The sequence below is a fragment of the uncultured Candidatus Puniceispirillum sp. genome, assembly GCF_963979125.1.
Taxonomy (GTDB): Bacteria; Pseudomonadota; Alphaproteobacteria; order Puniceispirillales; family Puniceispirillaceae; genus Puniceispirillum.
This window is the reverse complement of record NZ_CAXBVX010000009.1, coordinates 17,983-34,571: the sequence shown is the minus strand read 5'-3', so window position 1 is coordinate 34,571 and position 16,589 is coordinate 17,983. Positions and strand designations below refer to the sequence as shown.

18 protein-coding genes and 1 tRNA gene are annotated in these 16,589 nt (G+C 48.9%); 9 read left to right on the top strand and 10 right to left on the bottom strand.

What is annotated here, in order from left to right:
• A partial coding sequence (locus ABNT28_RS02215; protein ID WP_348720948.1) for a nucleoside deaminase occupies positions 1-386 on the bottom strand: 386 nt, incomplete at its 3' end.
• Positions 387-449: 63 nt separating this feature from the next.
• Between ABNT28_RS02215 and ABNT28_RS02210 the strand changes: the two genes are divergently transcribed.
• Positions 450-1,385 carry a pseudouridine synthase gene (locus ABNT28_RS02210; protein WP_332923154.1) on the top strand — a complete coding sequence of 312 codons (936 nt, stop codon included), beginning with the start codon at positions 450-452 and terminating at the stop codon, positions 1,383-1,385.
• Positions 1,327-1,896 carry a 16S rRNA (guanine(966)-N(2))-methyltransferase RsmD gene (rsmD, locus tag ABNT28_RS02205; protein WP_348720947.1) on the top strand — a complete coding sequence of 190 codons (570 nt, stop codon included), beginning with the start codon at positions 1,327-1,329 and terminating at the stop codon, positions 1,894-1,896. Before ABNT28_RS02210 ends, rsmD begins: the two co-directional genes overlap by 59 nt.
• 1 nt (position 1,897) lies before the next feature.
• On the opposite strand, the gene mutL is transcribed toward rsmD, so the two are convergent.
• Genes mutL through ABNT28_RS02180 form a run of 5 tightly spaced genes read right to left on the bottom strand, consistent with a single transcriptional unit; the run spans position 1,898 to position 8,672 of the window.
• On the bottom strand, positions 1,898-3,730 hold the full coding sequence (mutL, locus tag ABNT28_RS02200) for a DNA mismatch repair endonuclease MutL (RefSeq protein WP_332923152.1): 1,833 nt from the start codon (positions 3,728-3,730) through the stop codon (positions 1,898-1,900).
• A gap of 7 nt (positions 3,731-3,737) precedes the next feature.
• Positions 3,738-4,280, bottom strand: a complete 543-nt coding sequence (locus ABNT28_RS02195) for a DUF3035 domain-containing protein (RefSeq protein WP_332923151.1) — start codon at positions 4,278-4,280, stop codon at positions 3,738-3,740.
• The gene (lspA, locus tag ABNT28_RS02190; protein WP_332923150.1) at positions 4,277-4,780 is read right to left on the bottom strand and encodes a signal peptidase II; all 504 of its coding nucleotides are present in this window, start codon (positions 4,778-4,780) and stop codon (positions 4,277-4,279) included. Before lspA ends, ABNT28_RS02195 begins: the two co-directional genes overlap by 4 nt.
• Before the next feature lie 40 nt (positions 4,781-4,820).
• A complete protein-coding gene (gene ileS / locus ABNT28_RS02185; protein WP_348720946.1) occupies positions 4,821-7,628 on the bottom strand; it encodes an isoleucine--tRNA ligase in 2,808 nt (935 codons plus the stop codon).
• 60 nt (positions 7,629-7,688) lie between these two features.
• A complete protein-coding gene (locus tag ABNT28_RS02180; protein WP_348720945.1) occupies positions 7,689-8,672 on the bottom strand; it encodes a bifunctional riboflavin kinase/FAD synthetase in 984 nt (327 codons plus the stop codon).
• A 218-nt stretch (positions 8,673-8,890) separates the two neighbouring features.
• Between ABNT28_RS02180 and ABNT28_RS02175 the strand changes: the two genes are divergently transcribed.
• The 6 genes from ABNT28_RS02175 (at position 8,891) to ABNT28_RS02150 (ending at position 12,250) form a co-directional block, all read left to right on the top strand.
• Entirely contained in the window at positions 8,891-9,775 is an 885-nt protein-coding gene (locus ABNT28_RS02175; protein WP_332924920.1) for a mechanosensitive ion channel family protein, read from the top strand.
• Positions 9,756-10,469 carry a gamma-glutamylcyclotransferase gene (locus tag ABNT28_RS02170; protein WP_348720944.1) on the top strand — a complete coding sequence of 238 codons (714 nt, stop codon included), beginning with the start codon at positions 9,756-9,758 and terminating at the stop codon, positions 10,467-10,469. The genes ABNT28_RS02175 and ABNT28_RS02170 overlap by 20 nt, the downstream gene beginning before the upstream one ends.
• A gap of 20 nt (positions 10,470-10,489) precedes the next feature.
• A tRNA-Leu gene (locus tag ABNT28_RS02165) sits at positions 10,490-10,575 on the top strand.
• Positions 10,576-10,595: 20 nt separating this feature from the next.
• Positions 10,596-11,195 carry a hypothetical protein gene (locus tag ABNT28_RS02160; RefSeq protein WP_348720943.1) on the top strand — a complete coding sequence of 200 codons (600 nt, stop codon included), beginning with the start codon at positions 10,596-10,598 and terminating at the stop codon, positions 11,193-11,195.
• Entirely contained in the window at positions 11,192-11,719 is a 528-nt protein-coding gene (locus ABNT28_RS02155; protein WP_332924923.1) for a disulfide bond formation protein B, read from the top strand. Before ABNT28_RS02160 ends, ABNT28_RS02155 begins: the two co-directional genes overlap by 4 nt.
• Positions 11,720-11,722: 3 nt before the next feature.
• Positions 11,723-12,250, top strand: coding sequence for a demethoxyubiquinone hydroxylase family protein (locus tag ABNT28_RS02150; RefSeq protein WP_348720942.1), 528 nt, complete (start codon positions 11,723-11,725; stop codon positions 12,248-12,250).
• On the opposite strand, the gene ABNT28_RS02145 is transcribed toward ABNT28_RS02150, so the two are convergent.
• Entirely contained in the window at positions 12,247-12,813 is a 567-nt protein-coding gene (locus ABNT28_RS02145) for an HNH endonuclease (RefSeq protein WP_332924943.1), read from the bottom strand. The two genes, ABNT28_RS02150 and ABNT28_RS02145, sit on opposite strands and share 4 nt — an antisense overlap.
• A 150-nt stretch (positions 12,814-12,963) precedes the next feature.
• Positions 12,964-13,623, bottom strand: coding sequence for a hypothetical protein (locus ABNT28_RS02140; RefSeq protein ID WP_332924925.1), 660 nt, complete (start codon positions 13,621-13,623; stop codon positions 12,964-12,966).
• A gap of 92 nt (positions 13,624-13,715) precedes the next feature.
• Between ABNT28_RS02140 and gluQRS the strand changes: the two genes are divergently transcribed.
• Positions 13,716-14,594 carry a tRNA glutamyl-Q(34) synthetase GluQRS gene (gluQRS, locus tag ABNT28_RS02135; protein WP_332924926.1) on the top strand — a complete coding sequence of 293 codons (879 nt, stop codon included), beginning with the start codon at positions 13,716-13,718 and terminating at the stop codon, positions 14,592-14,594.
• 272 nt (positions 14,595-14,866) lie between these two features.
• Here the strand turns inward: gluQRS and ABNT28_RS02130 are convergent, their stop codons facing one another.
• Both ABNT28_RS02130 and ABNT28_RS02125 read right to left on the bottom strand, forming a co-directional pair.
• Positions 14,867-15,991 carry an MFS transporter gene (locus ABNT28_RS02130; RefSeq protein WP_348720941.1) on the bottom strand — a complete coding sequence of 375 codons (1,125 nt, stop codon included), beginning with the start codon at positions 15,989-15,991 and terminating at the stop codon, positions 14,867-14,869.
• A gap of 137 nt (positions 15,992-16,128) precedes the next feature.
• Positions 16,129-16,536, bottom strand: a complete 408-nt coding sequence (locus ABNT28_RS02125) for a transcriptional repressor (RefSeq protein WP_332924928.1) — start codon at positions 16,534-16,536, stop codon at positions 16,129-16,131.
• Between the last annotated feature and the right edge of the window lie 53 nt (positions 16,537-16,589).

The window sequence follows — 16,589 nt, the reverse complement described above, 5'->3', positions numbered from 1 at the left end:
TAAATTTCTGGATGATGATGGCAACTTGGATGGTCAAAAAAGCGGATTCCTGACTCAACTGCCCCGGCCTTTATATCATAAGCGGCAAAATAGACGCGTCTTAGACGCGCATGCGCAATCGCCCCAGCACACATCGCGCAAGGTTCCAGCGTTACCCAAAGATCATAGCCATCAAGCCGCGCCTTGCCTGTTTTGTCCAGCGCCGCATTAATTGCCAGAATTTCAGCATGATGCAAAGCGTTACCATCGCGGGTCATACGGTTGGATGCAAGTGCAACCACCGTTCCATCAGGTGCAACAATAGCAGCCGCAACAGGCACATCACCCGCCTTGGCCGCATCACGTGCCGCCACCAGCAAATCATCCATCAGACCATTTTTCATCATCAAACAGTCCTGACACAGAAGATTGTTGTTTCCAAGCCTCGTTTTTAAGATTATGTCATCGATATGGCTAATAATGAAACATTTACGCTTGATAAAAAAAGTGACAGCGAACGCATTGCCAAGCGAATTGCGCGGGCGGGGGTTTGCTCACGCCGCGAAGCCGAGGCACGTATCAATGAAGGCCGCGTCAAAGTGAATGGCAAAACTATTGCCAGTCCAGCATTGAATGTAACAGACAGTGACAAGATCAGTGTTGACGGACAGGCGTTACCACATCGCGAGCCTGCCAAATTATGGCGCTATTACAAGCCACGTGGTCTGGTGGTCAGTGACCGTGACGAAAAAGACCGCGAAACAATTTTTGATCATTTGCCCGCCTCGTTGCCGCGCGTCATGACAGTTGGCCGACTGGACATTGACTCGGAAGGGCTAATACTTTTGACCAATGACGGTGATCTTGCCCGCCATCTTGAACTGCCGGCTACTGGCTGGAGCCGTAAATATCGGGTGCGCGTGCAAGGTCATGTAAATGAAGCGGCACTGGCACCCCTTGAAAAAGGCATCACCATTGATGGTGTGCGCTATGGGCGTGTTGCCGCAAATCTTGACCGGCAAATGCAAAGCAATGCCTGGCTGACTGTTGCGATTCGTGAAGGTAAAAACCGCGAAGTACGACGCATCATGGAACATCTTGGTCATAAGGTTAGCCGCCTTATCCGGGTTTCCTATGGGCCTTTTCAGCTAGGTGACATGAATGATGGTGATGTCGAGCAGATTAAGGGGCGCGTGCTATCAGATCAACTTGGCCTGACTGATCCTGCGGAAGATGGTCATGCCGTCGCAAAACCGCGTCTGCGCGCAAAATCAGGAATGAAGCGGCCAACTGGTGGACATCAGGGTAAATCGAATGCGCCACAACAAGGCGATAAACGAGGCAAAGATGCGCATAATCGGGGGCCGTCATCGCGGCACAAAACTGGCCGATCTGGACGGCGATAAAACCCGTCCAACTGCTGATCGTGTGCGCGAGAATCTGTTCAATATTCTGGCGGGTGGTAGCTATGGTAAAATATTGCATGACGCCCACATAATTGATCTGTTTTCCGGCACGGGCGCGTTAGGGCTGGAAGCCCTGTCACGCGGCGCTAAAACCGCCTGCTTTGTCGAAAAAGATCATAAGGCTGTGTCAGTCATACGTGCCAATATCGCCCACCTGAAACGACAAGATAGCTGTTTGGTTATTTCTGGAAATGCGTTGTCATTGACCGGAATACGTGGTGATAAAGCCAATCTGGTATTTGCTGATGCGCCCTATGGCACTGGTGACGGTTTGTTGGCGGTGGCACATATGCTAAATATCGATGCGTTGGTACCAGATGCGCTGATCGTCATTGAAACGGCAAAAACCGAAACGCTTGATGTGAATTTGATGCAAAAGCACCATATGACATGCCATGAAAGCCGTGCCTATGGGAAAGCCGCCCTCCACTTCCTGACGATAGCCAGTTAGCTTATTTACGGCCAAACAGCGTTTCAATCTCAGTCAAGCTAAGGCTTACCCAAGTCGGGCGACCATGATTACATTGCCCTGAACGCGGGGTGGCTTCCATTTCCCGTAAAAGTGCGTTCATTTCTTCACCATTCAAAACACGCCCAGCGCGCACCGAACCATGGCATGACACAGTCGCAAGCACATGATTCAGGCGATCTTCAAGGCTGGTACTATCGCCCAATTCAACCAACTCTTCGGCAATGTCCTGAACCAGCTGAACGACATTCGGATTCCCAAGCATGGCAGGCACATCACGGACAACCACCGCACCTATACCAAAAGCCTCGACAGTCAGTCCCATTTTACCCAGCATGTCGGCGGCGTTAATGACAACCTCACAATGATGGTCCTGCATATTGATGACTTCTGGTAACAAAAGTGCTTGCGATGGCACGCCTTTTTCGGCCATTGCCGCTTTCATCCGTTCCATCACCAGCCGTTCATGGGCGGCATGTTGGTCGATAATGGTGATACCATCTTCGGTTTCAGCAACGATATAGGTTTTGTGAAGCTGGGCTTTGGCCGCCCCGAGCAGGTTAAGGCGGGTAGCTTCATCGGTTTCATGCGTTTCAATTTGGCGCGCTGCTGGCGGCGCATCAACAGGGGTTTGCCACATATGCGCAGACGCGGGCGGTGCTGGTTGATAATGCGCGCGCGGACCCGACGCCACATGGCTGATGCCACGTGATATTTTACCAGATGTCGAAGCACCAGAATATGACGGCGGGGATGAGGCTTCGGATGCAAATCGTGCCAATGCCTGTTGTCCGCCCTCGGCGGTTGCCTGCATGCCAGCATCTTCAAGCCGTGCCCTGATGCCCCCAACAAGCAAACCACGCACCGCCGCGGCATCCTTGAAACGCACTTCTGCCTTGGCCGGATGCACATTCACATCAACATCTTCGGCTGGCACATGTATGAATAATGCGCACATCGGGTGACGACCACGCGGCAATGTATCACCATAACCAGCCCGCACCGCACCAAGCAAGGAACGGTCATTGATCGGGCGGCCATTTACAAACAGAAAAACATGTCCGGTTGTGGGACGATTCATTGTTGGCAAGCCAACAAGTCCAGTTAGGGAAATACGATCACGCGCCGCGTCCATTTCGGCGGCTTCATCAGCGAACATTTGTCCCATAATTGCTGACAGGCGACGCTTTAGCCCGACTGCCCCGGGCAAACAGGCATCAAGCTTCACCAAAGTCCGACCATCATTGCTGAGGTCAAAGGCAACCGTTGGCCATGCCATAGCTAGACGCTTGACCATATCAATGCATTGGCCTTGTTCGGTACGTTCCGTCTTGAGAAATTTGAGGCGCGCCGGCACAGCCTTAAAAAGCTGGCTAACAGCAATCATGCTTCCCTGTTTCAAAGCCGCCGGTTCCGGCTCATGCACGTGGCCTGCATCAACAACCAGTCGCCATGCATGATCCATATCGGCAGAAATTGAGGTGATTGATAGTCGCGATACGGCACCAATCGAGGGAAGTGCTTCACCACGGAACCCAAGTGCTTTGATATGCACCAGATTATCATCTGGTAGCTTTGACGTTGCATGACGACGAACAGCCAGTTTTATATCATCAAGCGACATACCTGATCCATCATCGGTTACGATGATTTCATCAATACCGCCACGCTTTAGCGTAATGCTGATTTTCTGGGCACTCGCATCCAGCGCATTTTCAACCAATTCCTTGAGCGCGCTAGCAGGCCGTTCAACAACCTCGCCCGCGGCTATCTGATTGACGAGCCGTTCTGGCAACTGCCTGATACGGGTCATCATCACCACGCTACTTGATCAGAACGGGCGTGTCGCTTATCAGATCAATGCCCATCGTTTCGCCATCAGTTGGCATTTGGTTATTGCGCATGGTCTCGCGCAGACGCATATCTTCGGCCATTTTATCGAGAACGGGTCCAACATCAGGCACCCCACCAAACAAAGTCTGGATAGGCAAGCGCTTTTCAAGCTGAATACCATAAGTCTCTTCATCAACTTTGGTACGGATGTCAGGGACGATCGCGGCAAAATCAAATATAGCATCATAACCTGTCGTTTGCTTATCCGGCGCGCCAAAGGAGGACGCGGCAGCTTCAGTCGCGCTCAAACCAGCAAGGTTACTTTGTTCCTGTTCAATAATATCTTCAGGACGATCAGCAAACCCAGGAGGCAAAGACAAAGGTGGGCGAACAACAACCTGAAATTCATCAGGCGTTGATTTTTCCGTTCCAATAGCGCGGCGGACGTCGGAACATCCAGCAACGCCGATCAACATCGAAGCTGCAATCATAAGCCCGAAAAAGCGGCTCTCGCAACGTAGCACAAAAGTCATGTCTTTTTGTTCTCCTGTTCATAAAATAGGCTGACGATCCAAAGAAACGCGCCTATCGAAATCGTTACATCTGCAACATTGAAAGCAGGCCAATGCCAACCCGCTACATGCAGGTCTATAAAATCAACAACTTGCCCAAAACGCAACCTGTCAATTGCATTTCCAATCGCGCCACCAGCTATGGCACCGCCAGCAACCCGCTGGATAGGGGTCAGTGACGATGCTGACCATAAAAACCAGCCAGCCACTGCCACTGCCAGCCCCGCCAAGCCAAAGCGGACAATCATGCCACCATCAGCTAATAATCCAAAGCTCATGCCGCTATTCCATACCGGCACCATATTCAAAAACGGCAAAATAGCAATGCGGACAGGCGGAAAAAAAATCCAGTCAAGCATATATTGTTTTGACAATTGATCAGCCCCGATGATGACAAGGGCAATCGCCAAAATCAACATTGTTGGACGGGTCGCCAGCCGTGCGTGAAGCTGTGACAGCATTATATCCTCGTTATCCGCTTAGCACCAAACTGGCCATCCATCAGGATGAAGATACCACATCATCACAACGCCCACAGATACCATCTTCTGTGGTTACATCAGGTAAGATTTTCCAGCAACGTGCACATTTGCCACCATCGGCCTTTGCAAAGACAATAGCGACATCATCAATGCCATCCATACGGAAAGCATCAGCCGGTGCTGGTGCGTCTGTCACCTGTGCATCTGACGTGATGAACAAGGCTGCACAATCCATATCAGCAAAAATAGTAGCTATTTTAGCGGATACATGAACGATTGGTGCCGCCTGAAGCGAGGATCCTATTTTTCCATCATTTCGGGCTGCTTCAAGTGCGCTCATGACCACCTGACGTGTTTTGCGGATAGCTGACCAGCGGGTTGCAACGTCCGCATTGTGCCATTCGGCAGGCACTGCATCATAGCTACGCAGATGTACCGAATTTTCCGGATCGCCAACCCGCGACTGCCAGGCTTCTTCAGCCGTGAAACACAGGATAGGTGCCAGCCATGCTGTAAGCCGGTCAAAAATCTCGGCCATGACTGTCCGACAAGCGCGCCGTGCGACAGAATGCGGATCATCACAATAAAGCCGATCTTTTCGAATTTCAAAATAGAACGCCGATAAATCGCTGTTACAGAGCGTATGAAGCTCGGTGAAAATGCCGTGAAAATCGTAATTTTCCGTCATTTTGCGGATGTTGGCATCAATCTCGGCAAGGCGGTTAAGAACCCAGCGCTCCAGATCAGGCATATCGCTGTAATCAACACGCTCTGCATCATCAAAACCATCAAGCGCACCTAGAAGATAGCGCAATGTATTACGGAATCGGCGATAATTATCAGTCATGCGCTGGATAATTTCATTGCCGATCCGAAGATCGTTGTAATAATCCGAACTGACCACCCAAAGGCGCAGAATATCCGCACCATTCTGTTCCATAATCTTTTGCGGTGTAACAACATTGCCAAGCGATTTGGACATTTTACGTCCCTGCTCATCAAGCACAAAGCCATGTGTCAGCACACCTTTATAAGGTGCCTTGCCACGAGTACTGCAAGATTGCAGCAAAGATGAATGGAACCAGCCACGATGTTGATCCGAACCTTCAAGATATAAATCTGCTGGACTATCCAAATCATCACGATTTTCCAGCACAAAGGCGTGGGTCGATCCTGAGTCAAACCAGACATCCAAAATGTCGGTTACTTTTTCGTAATCTTCAACCGCATAGTCATTTGCCAAAAATCGTTCGTCAGGCGATGCAAACCAGCAATCTGCACCTTCAACACGCATGGCTTCGACAATCCGGTCATGCACCTTTTGATCACGCAATGGTTCACCAGTGGCCTTGTTGACATAAATCGTCAGCGGCACACCCCATGCACGCTGGCGGCTTAGGCACCAGTCAGGGCGCTGGGCAATCATCGCGGTTAACCGATTCTGGCCAACTGGCGGATAGAAGGCTGTCTTGGACAAGGCATCAAGCGCGGTTGCCCGCAGTCCATGCGATTCCATCGACACGAACCACTGAGCTGTATTGCGATAAACCAAAGGCGCTTTTGACCGCCAGGAATGTGGATAGGAATGCGTCTGTTTGCCAATTGCAATGACGCCGCCACGTTCGGCCATCATATCAGCAATTTTCTGGTTATCGCGCAATACATGCATACCTGCAAAAAGCGGAAGATGCGGCATAATTTTACCATCTTCAGCAACCGTATCGGGAACCGGAATGCCATGTTCAAGATGCGCCAGTTCATAATCTTCGACACCATGCCCAGGTGCTGTATGAACAAAACCTGTACCTTGTTCGGTGGTTACAAAATCACCTGCAAACATTGGCACGTCATGATCGTAGCCATCATCGGCAAGCGGATGAGCGCATATAGTTCCAGCAAGGCTGGCACCATCAATTTCAGCAATGATGTCATGCGCTGTAACACCAACTTCAGCAACAAAGTTATCAAGCAAATCTGCCGCAACGCAAACAAGGTCATCCTGTTTGGCGATTGATCCCTCTGCCAGCTCAGTCAGCTTGATCACAAGGTATGTGATGCCCTCTCCATAAGCGAGGGCGCGATTGCCCGGCATCGTCCATGGCGTCGTTGTCCAAATAATGATGCTGGCACCATCCAATGCAGGCACAGATGCCGTTTTCACTGGAAAACGAGCATGAATTGTAACCGACGTATGATCTTCATATTCGATTTCAGCTTCGGCTAGAGCTGTCTTTTCAACTGGCGACCACATCACTGGTTTGGTACCCCGATAGAGACTGCCATCCATCAAGATTTTGCCAAGCTCAGCAGCGATTGTTGCTTCTGATTCATAAGCCATCGTCGTATAGGGGTTAGCCCAGTCACCAAGCACGCCAAGACGCTGAAACTCTTCAGACTGCACATCAAGCCAATGCGCGGCAAAGTCACGACATTCCTGCCGAAATTCGGCTACTGGCACTTGATCCTTATCTTTGCCTTTTTTACGATATTGCTCTTCGATTTTCCATTCGATTGGCAAACCATGGCAATCCCATCCAGGGACGTAATTAGCATCCTTGCCAAGCATCGATTGCGAACGGTTAACAACATCCTTCAAAATCTTGTTCAGCGCGTGACCAATATGAAGCTGGCCGTTTGCGTATGGCGGGCCGTCATGGAGGACAAATTTTTCAGCGCCACGACGCGCTTCACGCAACTTATTATAAAGGTCTATTTTCTGCCAGCTTTCCAGAATAGCAGGTTCACGTTTTGGCAAACCGGCACGCATCGGAAACTCAGTACGCGGCAAAAATACTGTATCTTTATAATTTATCTTTTGCTCAGTCATTCGATATAGCTTTCACGTCGAGGCTTTGAATTTGTTTAACCAGGCAGATCCCGGAAGACTTTATGCGATCTTTTGTGTTGCTGGCAAAATATGCCGGGCATCTGAGGCGTCTTTGGCAATCTGTTCTTTCAATTCTTCCAGGCCAGAAAATTTGCGTTCGGCACGCAAAAAGGATTTCAACCTGACTGATAGACGGCGACCATAAAGGTTACCATCAAAATCAAATAAATGCGTTTCGCATAACACGTCACGTGTCTCGAAGGTAGGCCGTATTCCGATATTGGCGACACCGTTCGCGATGAATTGTCCGTTTGACGATCCATCATCGTCAAAAACCTGGACTGCGTAAACGCCAAACGCCGGATTAAGCAGAGTACCCAGCGGAATATTAGCTGTCGGAAAACCGATTGTTCGCCCGCGCTTATCGCCTGTCTGCACAATGCCAGAAATAGCCCAATCATGCCCTAGCATGGTTGTCGCCTGTTCAGGTGCACCAGCCTGCAAAGCCGCACGTATCCGGCTTGATGAAATAACCACCGAATTATCGTCAATAAGAAGCGGTACGGTGGTAGCCGTAATATGCACTGAACGCCCGATCTCGTTGATTGTATCCATATCGCCACCACGACCACGGCCAAAAGCAAAATCACTGCCCGCAAATAGCTGGGTAACGCCCAAAGCTGGCAAAATATCAGTGACAAACGCTTTGGCGTCAGTCCGGCGTAGCACATCGTCAAAAGTGACATGGATAATATGTTCAACGTCTAGCTGGCCTAGCAAACGATCTTTTTCATGGCGGTCGGCAAGATGAAATGGCACATCGTCTTGGCGAAAAAACTCGCGGGGATGCGGATCAAAAGTAATAACAGCTGGTGTCAGATTATGCGTAACCGCATGGCTACAGGCGGCCTGAATGACTTTCTGATGCCCACGATGAACGCCATCAAAATTACCAATAGCGGCGCATAAGCGCTGTTGCTGTAATGGCGGGTCGCCAACAGCCCAGTCGATAACATTTACAAACGTGGAATCATCATGTGTCATAGGGCGGCACTATATCGCTTAACGCATCGATATTTCAACGGTTGTTAGCAAGTTTTTGCCCCATCCGTGCAATACATCATATTATCTGGATAATATTGAACAATATCGGATAGTAACGGGGTTTGCACACGTATCATAATTCTGTAACCTATCGGCACGACACAGACATATTGCGCTTTTCACATTTAAGTGGCGCATAGCATGGCAGAAATTCAAATATGACAGACATTTCAATTGATAGCATTAGTGCGTCTCTGGGCATCAACAGCTTTTTGAATGAGCAAGCTGTTTCGGTCGCAGTGGCCTATTCGGTTCAGCTAACAGCCGGTATTTTGACCTTGATCATTGGTATCTGGCTATCGGGCAAAGCTGGCCGTATGACGCGCAACTATCTGTCGCGGTTCGACAAGCTGGACAAAACCATTGTGCCATTATTGGGGGCGCTGGTTCGCTATACGGGACTGACCCTGACATTGGTTGTTTCGCTTGGTAAATTTGGTGTTGAAACAACATCTATTATCGCGGTTCTTGGTGCGGCTGGCCTTGCGATTGGTCTGGCCTTACAAGGCACTTTGTCGAACGTAGCATCGGGTTTAATGCTGTTGTTTTTGCGCCCCTTTAAAACAGGTGACTGGATTGAAGTTGCGGGCGTATCTGGAACAGTGCGTGAAATTGGATTGTTTACGACGGTCATTGATACTTTCGACAATGTCTATAACAGCGTTCCAAATTCGGCAATCTGGTCATCAAACATCATCAACCATGCCCGCTATGGCACGCGCCGCCTCGATCTTGATATTGGGATTAGTTATGAAAGCTCGCTTGATGATGCCGAAACCGCCATGATGGAACTGGCACAGGATCCAAGGGTTCTGCAGGATCCACCACCACGTTTCATCGTTGTGTCCTATGGAGATAGCGCGATCATTGTGCGTTTGCGCACTTATGCAACATATGATGATTTTTTCGATCTTAACTGGGATTTACATCGGCAACTAAAAGATGCCCTTGCCAAATATGAAATTGAAATTCCTTTCCCACAACGTGTTGTAAGACACATGTATGATGACCGAGATGTAAACCGTGACGACGACTCCGCCTAAACCGGAAAAACCGCATAAGATTACCCGCGAAACGCTGCGCAACGGATTAGTAGCGCGCATGGCAACCGAACGGGATGGCGAAAATACGATCGTGGCTAGTGATGACGATCTGCTTAGGTCACGCCAGCAATTCATTCCTGATGATTACGATTGTGATGATATTTGGATTTTTGGTTATGGCAGCCTTATTTTCAACCCTGTCATGAAACACTCAGAACGTCTTTTTGCCCGTGTTTATGGACATCACCGCCGATTTTGCCTGTGGACAAAAATTGGCAGGGGATCACCAGAATTTCCCGGGCTGGTTCTGGCATTGGATAAAGGTGGATCATGCCCAGGTGTCGCCTTTAAATTACCATGTGATCTTGCCATTGCCGAAATTGATCTATTGTGGAAGCGTGAAATGATCACGCTTGCTTATCGTCCAACATGGTTAAAATTACATACAGCGAACGGCATCAAACGAGGCATTGGCTTTGTTGCTAACCCTGACCGTCCGGTATTTGCGCCCCACATGACACATGACGAGACCGCACACGTAATTGCCAATGCCGAAGGCTTTCTGGGGCCATGCCATGATTACCTGTTCAACACGCTTCATGGGCTTCAGAAGCTAGGCATATCCGATCCCACGTTGGAAAAACTTGCAGCCAAAGTTGAACATAAGCTTGCTTCGCCGGATCATATTCGCTAGGAAAGCGATGTCGGGATTGTGCGGCTGTGGCGGAATGGTAGACGCGGCGGATTCAAAATCCGCTCCTGGTGACAGGGTGGGGGTTCAAGTCCCTTCAGCCGTACCACCCCGACAAAGGCATTTTTAATGATCAGCACAAATATATTTTCATCATCAATGGTATGGGCAAAGTCGGTCTATGATCGCGGGCTAAAAACCGCTGGTACGCCTTTTGCGACACGCTTCATGCTGGTCTTTGCTGTTCTGGAATCAATCATTATTCCCATACCTGTTGATCCACTTTTGGTCGCGGTGGTACTAGCCAAACCCATGAAATGGCTTCGCATGGCCTTGGCCTGTACGCTGGCATCGGTCATTGGCGGTGCAGGTGGGTGGGCACTGGGTGCCATTCTGGGACTAGGTATTCATGATATTCTGGCAATGTTTCCCGAAAAGCTGGCGGCACCAACCGCCTTTGCCGCAGTCGAAGCAGGCTTTGTCACATGGGGTTTGATAATCGTGTTTATTGGTGCCTTTTCGCCGCTACCTTATAAGGTGATAGCGGTCAGTGCTGGTTTATTGGGCTTCGGACTTTTACCTTTCATTCTTGTGTCACTTGTTGGGCGGGGCTTGCGTTTTATCATTGTTGCTGGCATTGCCCGCCATCATGGTGATGCCAAGACCGTTATCAGTCTTTTATCACTTCTGATCATACTTATTGTTGGGGCATTATGGTTGACACATTGAATACTGATAAAATGACAATGAGCGCATGGATGACAATAGGGCGCGGACTTGGGTTTACCGGTGCCATATCGGCTAGCCTGCTTGGCGGCGCATTTGCGTTTGAATATCTGGGTGGATTGATGCCCTGCACTATGTGTATCTGGCAACGGTGGCCACATGCGATCATCATTGTGGCAGCATTAGTCGGGCTTCGTGGTATCACGCCTGTTGCCATGATGGGACTGATCGCAATTATGGCCGCTATTAGCATTGGGCTGGGCGGTTTTCATGCTGGTGTTGAATGGCAACTATGGCAAGGACCCAGCGGATGTAGCGCCGCATTACAAAGCAATATGGCTGTTACCGACTTGGTTGATCAACTTCTGGCAACACCTGTTATCAGGTGCGACGAAGTAGCATGGTCATTTTTAGGCATTTCAATGGCAGGATGGAACGCAATCTTTAGTTTGGACATGCTGTTGATCGCGCTGTTCGCCATGTTAGGGCGCAACAATATCAAACATCAGAATTCAGGGATCCGTTAGAATATGGCAAAAACACATACAAGCCCGACTGATATTGCGCGTTACCTGCGCGTTGATCATGCTGGTGAGCGCGCCGCTCAGCAAATTTACAAAGGTCAACTGGCCGTGCTGAAAAATCATGCTATGGGCCCCGAAATCCAGCATATGATGGAACTGGAAGTCGAACATCTTGAGACTTTTGAAACGTTGTTAAACGAGCGGGAAGTTAGACCATCATTACTTGATCCTTTATGGGGTGCCGCAGGGTTTGCGCTTGGCGTGGCAACGGCGGCGATGGGGCCAAAAGCGGCCATGGCCTGTACCATCGCGGTTGAAGAAGTTATCGGTGAGCATTATCAGAAGCAGGCTGAAAATCTGGGCAAAGATGAAGCTAGTTTAAAAAAGATCGTTGAAAAATTCCGTGACGATGAATTGGAACATCGTGATATTGCGATCGACCATGATGGTGAAAATGCAAAACATTACGACATGTTGCGTGCTGTCATTCAGCGTGGATGCCGCACGGCCATCAAGGTAGCTGAAAAGCTCTAGCTTTCATCCTGTTGTAATTCACTATCCCAATATAGATAGTCCCGCCATGATTCATGAAGATAGTTTGGTGGAAAACCACGGCCATTTTCCTGTAACTGCCAAACATTTGGCGCCATTGGTGCCGCCAGAGGATGCATATTGCACTGGCTGGGTAGTTTGTTTGCTTTGCGAAGATTACAAGAGCCACAGGCAGCAACCACGTTAGCCCATGTTGTACGCCCACCTTTTGACCTAGGAATCACATGGTCAAATGTCAGTTCCGAAGCTGGCAAACTAGTACCGCAATATTGGCAACTAAACCTATCACGCAAAAATACGTTAAAACGTGTGAAAGCTGGATTGCGTGTTTGCGGTACATATTCTTTTAGAGCAATCACCGACGGCAATTTTATCTGCATGCTTGGTGAACTGATCCGCTGGTCATATTCCGAAATAATACTAACGCGTTCGAGACAGACCGCCTTTACCGCGTCCTGCCATGACCATAGGGAAAGAGGGAAATAATTTAGAGGTCGAAAATCCGCATTCAGAACCAAAGCTGGTGCGAAACTACCTGCATTCATAATCACATCCTCGATGTTACCTGATTTCAAAACAGTATCTGTGTATTATGAAAACACGTCCACACAGATATGACAACCCCGTGCCCACTACATATAGAAATAGTCATCTACACAATATCTAAATATTGTGTGCTTTATCACAAAGCGCGCCTATGCGGGCAAATGTAAGGCCAGAAATTCTATCGCCGCTGACAAAGCATCTGCATCGATTCCGTGGCCAAGACCATCACGAGGAACGCGTGAGACATCCGCACCAAGGCCTTTTAAGATATCTGCCGAAACATCCATCATCTCAAACGGTACAACCAAATCCTGTGTGCCGTGGATAAGCTGAACGGCGGGAAAATTACGGCTATCTTCAGTAGCTACCAAATCATCATATACCAGAAGCGCACCTGAAAAACTGACTATGGCAGCTGGTTTTTCCGCCATCCGAAGCCCACAATGCAGGCTCATCATCCCCCCTTGTGAAAATCCCATTAGCGCACTAGCGTTATTATCAAGACCTAACGCGCTCGCGGCGGCCGCAATCGCTGTCTCGATCACAGGTGCGGCAATAACTGGACCTGTGACCCTGTCTTCTATATCAAACCATTGCCGCCCCGCAGGATTCATGCTGCAAGCTTCAGGCGCGTGCGGGACAAAGAAAGCCGCCCCCGGAAAGCGCACCGAAAAGGGATAGGCAAGATCGGCAAGGTCATTACCATCTGCACCCCAGCCATGTAGCATGATGATCAAGCTTGACGCTTTGCCGCCACGCGCGGGATCAACAAAAGGCCCTGATAGCTCTCCAAAGCGGCGATCTGCCATGCTATACTCCTGTATTAAATAAGCTGCACTGTTTATATATTAACGCCAAGACCAAGCCAATATATACACCTATTTCAGGGGAGTGATGCATCATGATTACGCGATTTGCTCCAAGCCCGACTGGCGCGCTTCATCTTGGCCATATATATGCGGCCAAAGTCGCCCATGATCTAGCCCAAATGAATAACGGCCGTTTTCACTTGCGGATCGATGATCTGGACAGGACGCGATGCCGCCCTGATTTTATCGATGCCATTTACGATGATCTTCGATGGGTTGGGCTTGACTGGCATGGCACACCATCATTTCAGTCAGACAGACAGACATATTACGCCAAGGCAATCACTCGTTTACACAATATGGACCTGCTCTACCCTTGCTATCTGACTCGGCGCGAGCTTGCCGAGATGACACAGGCGCCTCATGGCACCCCATATAATGACAGTCCCATCATGCCGATAAATACTGACCAGATGATAAGCGATAGCGAACAAAAACGACGCGCCGCCGAGGGCCAGCAAGCGGCGTGGCGATTGCGCATGGATGCCGCCATAAAGGCCACAGATAGCCATACGCCGTTTAGTTGGCGTGAATGCGCCTATTCAGCTGGGGCGGGGTTAAAAATCGCCACACCCGAAATATTTGGTGATGTTGTGATAGCGCGAAAGGATCTAGGTAGCTCATATCATCTTGCTGTTGTGATCGATGATATGCTTGATAATGTCAGCTTGGTCACACGTGGGGTTGATTTGCAAGCATCCACACATCTACATCGTTTGTTGCAAGCCTTGCTGGATTTGCCAACACCTGACTATCTGCATCACCCGCTGGTGACAGATGCCGACAATAAGCGGCTTGCCAAACGCGACAAGGCACAGGCTGTTGACGCTTTCAGACATAATGGCATGGATGCCGAAAGTTTGATGGCTTATTTGCCACCTTTACCGGGTTACGAATCTGTCAGGACGTAGCCTCAGATTTATTATATCTGAGAGAATAAGCTTATAAAAAATTGCTGAAATATTAACGTAATGCGGTAAAAAATCTCAATAGAATTTAAAATATGAGAAAATAAAAATAATTCCGTTTAGCGGGGTTGACTAGGAAGCTTAACTCCAGCATATCTGCGCTTGTACGAACGTTTGTTTGTGCATTTCCTCCCTAAACTTGGTCGTGAGCATGCTCACGACCCCTTTTTCATAAAATGATAGAAACATCATTTTATGAAACCCAGTTGCACTGATCAGGCTTTGGTATTGTAATATCCATAGCTGAACAGCCAGCCAACGGTGCACATAAGACAGAATACAGGCAAAGTTGCTGCCATAACCATCATTTCCCATCCAAGTTGACTATGCACGACCCCAGCAACAAGCGAGGCTGATGCAACAAGGATTGTCATTGTCAGGTCAGCAACACCTTGGACACGTCCACGCTCTTCGGGATTGGCGACTAGTGCCACCAATGAACTGCCACCGATATATAAAAAATTCCATCCGATACCCAACAGGAACAACGCACCAAAATAATGCCAGAAATCATCGCCAATCAGCGCCAGCACAATAACCATGATGTAGGCAAAAACACCTAACCCCAAAATTCGGCTAGCACCATAACGTGCAATAAGGTTGCCAGTAAAAAATGACGGCGCAAACATCGCCACAACATGCCATTGAATAATCGAGGCATTAGCCGATGTACCAAGTTGACTGACATTTACCACTTGTAACGGTGTCGCTGTCATCAGATAGCTCATCAGGGCATAGCCAAGTGCGGCGCAAAACATGCCAATCAGAAACATCGGCATGCGTAAAAACAAGCTTATCGGGCGACCCGCAAATGACTGATTTTCTGGCTTTGGAATCTTAACCCCAAAAATAAAAAGAAGGGAAAAAAGCTGAACGACCGAAGCTGTGAAAAAACAGCCTGCATAGAGAGCATCAGGCACTATATCTACTGTGTTTCGGGCAATTTCAGGCCCCAGAAAGGCGGCAACCAGCCCGCCGGTCAACACCCATGATATGGCACGCGGTTTATCCTCAGGCGCGGCACTATCGGCGGCGGCATAACGATAAAATCCTGCACAGGCCAATGAAAACCCTAGCCCCATAGATGCTATGCAGAAAAACACATAGTGATGCAATACAATCGCCATACCCTGAGATAAAGCTGATAAGACCGCAACACACACGCCAGCAATAAACACTGGACGACGGCCATATCGCGACATCAGCAAAGAGACTGGCAAGGTCGAGAGCATCGACATCACAAACATCAAAGACAAAGGCAAAGTTGACAACCATGCGACAGGCGCAAGTATGCTACCCACCAATGCTGTATTTATCATATTCACATTCATGGTTGTCATCGACAATGCTTGCGCACATGTCAATCTGAACACATTTTTTTGATTATGCTTCAAATTCAGCATTACATAATCTGCTTTAGTTTTGATGAGACATCACGTGCAAAGCCAAACCATGAATGATGGGCAAGGAATGTCACTTAGGACTTCAGCTTCCGGCCAAAGAGTTCAAGTCGGTGATCAACTAGCTCATATCCCATTTCGCGGGCAACCTGTTCTTTGAGTGCTTCTAATTCAGCATGATAGAATTCGATAACATCGCCAGTTTCCACATCAACCAGATGCTCATGATGTTCGCCTGATTCTTCATAACGGGCACGGCCATCACCGAATTCAATGCGATCGATTACCCCAGCTTCTTCAAGTAATTTGACTGTCCGATAAACGGTTGCGATCGAGATGGTATCATCTTCTTGAACAGCGCGACGATATAGCTGATCGACATCAGGATGATCTTCGGATTCTTCGATAACGCCTACGATTATCTGGCGCTGACTGGTCACGCGCATTCCCTTAGCCAAGCATTTTTCCATCAATGTGTTTGACATATGCGTCTCATTCTCTAGCAGGTTACCGATACTATAGGCTTTTACCGCACCGT

Excerpts from the sequence above, each read along its gene's own strand:
- ABNT28_RS02210 (WP_332923154.1), top strand. The coding sequence starts at position 450 with ATGGCTAATAATGAAACATTTACGCTTGATAAAAAAAGTGACAGCGAA.
- rsmD (WP_348720947.1), top strand. The coding sequence starts at position 1,327 with ATGCGCATAATCGGGGGCCGTCATCGCGGCACAAAACTGGCCGATCTG.
- mutL (WP_332923152.1), bottom strand. The coding sequence starts at position 3,730 with ATGATGACCCGTATCAGGCAGTTGCCAGAACGGCTCGTCAATCAGATA.
- ABNT28_RS02195 (WP_332923151.1), bottom strand. The coding sequence starts at position 4,280 with ATGACTTTTGTGCTACGTTGCGAGAGCCGCTTTTTCGGGCTTATGATT.
- lspA (WP_332923150.1), bottom strand. The coding sequence starts at position 4,780 with ATGCTGTCACAGCTTCACGCACGGCTGGCGACCCGTCCAACAATGTTG.
- ileS (WP_348720946.1), bottom strand. The coding sequence starts at position 7,628 with ATGACTGAGCAAAAGATAAATTATAAAGATACAGTATTTTTGCCGCGT.
- ABNT28_RS02180 (WP_348720945.1), bottom strand. The coding sequence starts at position 8,672 with ATGACACATGATGATTCCACGTTTGTAAATGTTATCGACTGGGCTGTT.
- ABNT28_RS02175 (WP_332924920.1), top strand. The coding sequence starts at position 8,891 with ATGACAGACATTTCAATTGATAGCATTAGTGCGTCTCTGGGCATCAAC.
- ABNT28_RS02160 (WP_348720943.1), top strand. The coding sequence starts at position 10,596 with ATGATCAGCACAAATATATTTTCATCATCAATGGTATGGGCAAAGTCG.
- ABNT28_RS02150 (WP_348720942.1), top strand. The coding sequence starts at position 11,723 with ATGGCAAAAACACATACAAGCCCGACTGATATTGCGCGTTACCTGCGC.
- ABNT28_RS02145 (WP_332924943.1), bottom strand. The coding sequence starts at position 12,813 with ATGAATGCAGGTAGTTTCGCACCAGCTTTGGTTCTGAATGCGGATTTT.
- ABNT28_RS02140 (WP_332924925.1), bottom strand. The coding sequence starts at position 13,623 with ATGGCAGATCGCCGCTTTGGAGAGCTATCAGGGCCTTTTGTTGATCCC.
- gluQRS (WP_332924926.1), top strand. The coding sequence starts at position 13,716 with ATGATTACGCGATTTGCTCCAAGCCCGACTGGCGCGCTTCATCTTGGC.
- ABNT28_RS02130 (WP_348720941.1), bottom strand. The coding sequence starts at position 15,991 with ATGACAACCATGAATGTGAATATGATAAATACAGCATTGGTGGGTAGC.
- ABNT28_RS02125 (WP_332924928.1), bottom strand. The coding sequence starts at position 16,536 with ATGTCAAACACATTGATGGAAAAATGCTTGGCTAAGGGAATGCGCGTG.